The 3,201-nt window shown below is 41.2% G+C and carries 1 protein-coding gene; it reads left to right on the plus strand.

The window, feature by feature from the left end; all coding sequences use genetic code 11:
- Positions 1-106: 106 nt before the first annotated feature.
- Positions 107-3,085, plus strand: coding sequence for a protein O-mannosyl-transferase family (locus ACOVO2_RS16520; RefSeq protein WP_421771040.1), 2,979 nt, complete (start codon positions 107-109; stop codon positions 3,083-3,085).
- Positions 3,086-3,201 lie beyond the last annotated feature (116 nt).

Here is a 3,201-nt window from a genome sequence, read left to right on the forward strand (position 1 = left end):
ATTTTTCCTTATTTTAAGATAATTTAAGTTTCTTTTCTGCCTGATTATCCTGCAAATTCCCTAATTTTGGGTCATCAAGAGAATATTTATTCACTAATCTCAAAAAATGAACAATTTCACAAGGCTAAACAATATCGTCGGATGGGCGATTTTTGCCGTTGCACTCCTTACTTATACGCTCACCGTTGAGCCAACCGCCAGTTTTTGGGACTGCGGCGAGTTCATCGCTTGTTCTTACAAACTACAAGTTCCACACCCGGCTGGGGCTCCTCTTTTCTTACTTATCGGCCGCATGGCTTCACTCCTTGCGGGTGGCGACGTCACGAAAGTGGCTCTGATGGTAAATATGGTTTCGGTAATTGCTTCGGCGTTTACTATCCTATTTATGTTTTGGACAATCTCGCTTTTGGCTCGTAAGGTTTTTGGTAAAAAGGGCGACGACCTCAACACAACCGAAATTATCTTGGTACTTGGTGCAAGTGCCGTTGGTTCGTTGGTGTATGCTTTTTCTGATTCTTTTTGGTTTTCGGCCGTTGAAGCTGAGGTTTACGGAATGTCATCGTTCTTTACGGCTATCGTAATTTGGGCGGCATTTCGTTGGGAAAACATCGAAGATGAAGCTCAAGCGAATCGTTTCTTGATATTTACTGCCTATTTAGTGGGCCTTTCTATCGGAGTTCACTTGCTCAACCTCGTTACGATTCCCGCTCTCGGTTTAGTATATTATTACAAAAAAGCCAAGAAAATCACTTGGAAAGGCGGCATTATCGCTTTCTTAGTTGGTTTGGTAGTTTTAGGTGTGGTAAACGTGGGTGTTATTACGGGTTTCCCATCACTTGGTTTTACGTTTGAAAAACTATTCGTGAATACCTTCGGAATGCCGTTTAGTTCGGGTATTATTTTCTTCGTAATCTTGCTCGTTGGCGGACTCGCCTACGGAATTTTCTACACGCAAAAAAGAGGTATGGTCATTGCCAACACGGCATTGATTTCATTCGCTTTTGTTTTGATTGGTTATTCTTCTTACACCATAGCATTGATTCGTTCAAACTATAATCCGCCAATCAATGAGAATAATCCGAGCAATGTGCTGAACTACGTTTCGTATTTGAAACGTGAGCAATACGGTAGCCGTCCGCTACTTTATGGCCCAGTTTTCACAGGAAAACTCGAATCAATCGAAAATGGCGAGCCTATTTATAAAATGGGTAAAGACAAATATGAAGTTTATGACTACAAGCCAAACTACATCTGGGGACCAAATAGCGAAAGCCTTTTGCCACGTATGTGGAGTTCGGAGCATCAACAACTTTACCGCAAAGAAATGGGTCTTGCCGAAGGCCAAAAGCCTACGCTTTTCACCAACATTGGCTACATGATGAAACGCCAAATGGGTTACATGTATTGGAGATATTTTGCGTGGAATTTCTGGGGACGTTCGAGCGATATTGAAGGTGCTGGCCCAACCAATATTTTGGAATCGAAAGACAATTTGCCGCCAGCTATCAAAGAAAACCGTGGACGTACAAACTTCTTCGGTTTACCAGTAATCTTAGGTATTTTGGGCTTGTTGTATCATTATTTCCGTCGTGAGCGTGATGCACTCGTTATGTTCCTTTTATTCTTACTTACGGGCGTTGGCTTGGTTGTTTACCTCAATTCACCGCCAGTTGAGCCTCGTGAGCGTGACTATATCTACGTTGGTTCGTTCTATATTTGGGCGATTTGGGTTGGTATTGGCGTAATGGGTTTATTTGATTATGTATTGAAATTCATCAAAAATTCACAAGCAAGAGCAGTTGGAGCCACAGTTTTAGGTTTGGCGGTTCCGTTGATTATGCTTCCTCAAACTTGGAAAGGACACGACCGCTCAGGCCGCTACCACCAAGTAGATTTTGCTAAAAACTTATTGAATTCATGTGCTCCAAACGCAATCTTGTTTACGGGTGGTGATAACGATACTTTCCCACTTTGGTATGTGCAGGAAGTTGAAGGTTTCCGTACGGACGTGCGTGTGTGTAACCTGAGCTTGTTAGGTACTGACTGGTATTGCGAGCAAATGAAACGCAAAACTTACCAATCGGAAGCATTGCCGATTACATTTACGACCGACCAATTATTGAGTGGTGTAAACGACCAAATTCCTTTCGTTGAGCGTCTAAGCGACCCAATCAACTTGAAAGATTATTTGGAATTGGTAAAGAAAAACGACCCAGCGATTCAGATTCCTTTGACAACTGGCGAGAGCATCAACTCTTTGCCATCAGATAGCCTTTTCTTGAATTATGATGTGGAGGCAGTGAAAAAAATGGGTTTTGTTCCAAAACAATTTGAGCCATATTTGACTGGTCAAATCACATGGAATATCGGCAAACGTGATTTGTTGAAAAACGATTTGATGCAGCTCGAAATGATTGCTCAGAATAACTGGAAACGTCCAATTTATTTTGCAGGAACGCTTGCCAACGACAACTATTTGAATCTGAAAGATTATATGCAGTTGGAAGGTTACGCTTACCGTTTATTGCCAATCAAAGTAAGCCAAGGTGATGATGGTTTTGCGAATACTGACATCATGTATGACAATATGTTGAAGAAAATGGCTTGGAGAGGAATGGATAACCCGAATGTATATTATGATTCGGAAACTTACTTGAAAGTGCCAATCATCACGGCTCGTTTGGCGTTCTTGCGTTTGGCAGACCAATTGGTTAGAGAAGAAAAGAAAACCAAAGCCAAAGAGGTGCTTGATTATGCCAATAAAGTATTGCCCGATAACGTGATTCCTTACGACCAACTTTGCACCAACTACGTAATGTATTACTTTGAAGTAGGTGATAGCAAAAAAGCAATGGAAATTGCCGAAACAATCACAAAGCGTGCCGATGGAAACTTGGCGTACTTTACTCAGAAAGCAGGTCAGAAAAGTGCTGAATGGATGCCTGATAATATCCAAGATTATTTGCAAATCAACCTTCGTAATTTACAGGTGATTGCCAATATTTGTAGCCGAAATAACCAAGAAGCCGCAGCAAAACGCTACGAAGCAATCTATAATAAATATTATTCGAGAGTAGCGGAGTAGTTTAAGGAAGACTTCGCTTTGAGCGAAGTCTTCCTTTTGAAACATATAAAAAATCCTCGTTGAACCATTCAACGGGGATTTTTTATTACATTTGCAATATCGTTGCATTTATCAGT

This window comes from Emticicia sp. (genome assembly GCF_049241225.1).
GTDB lineage: Bacteria > Bacteroidota > Bacteroidia > Cytophagales > Spirosomataceae > Emticicia.

What these genes read in the sequence shown, in the direction of transcription:
- ACOVO2_RS16520 (WP_421771040.1), top strand. Translation starts at nt 107, where the DNA reads ATGAACAATTTCACAAGGCTAAACAATATCGTCGGATGGGCGATTTTT.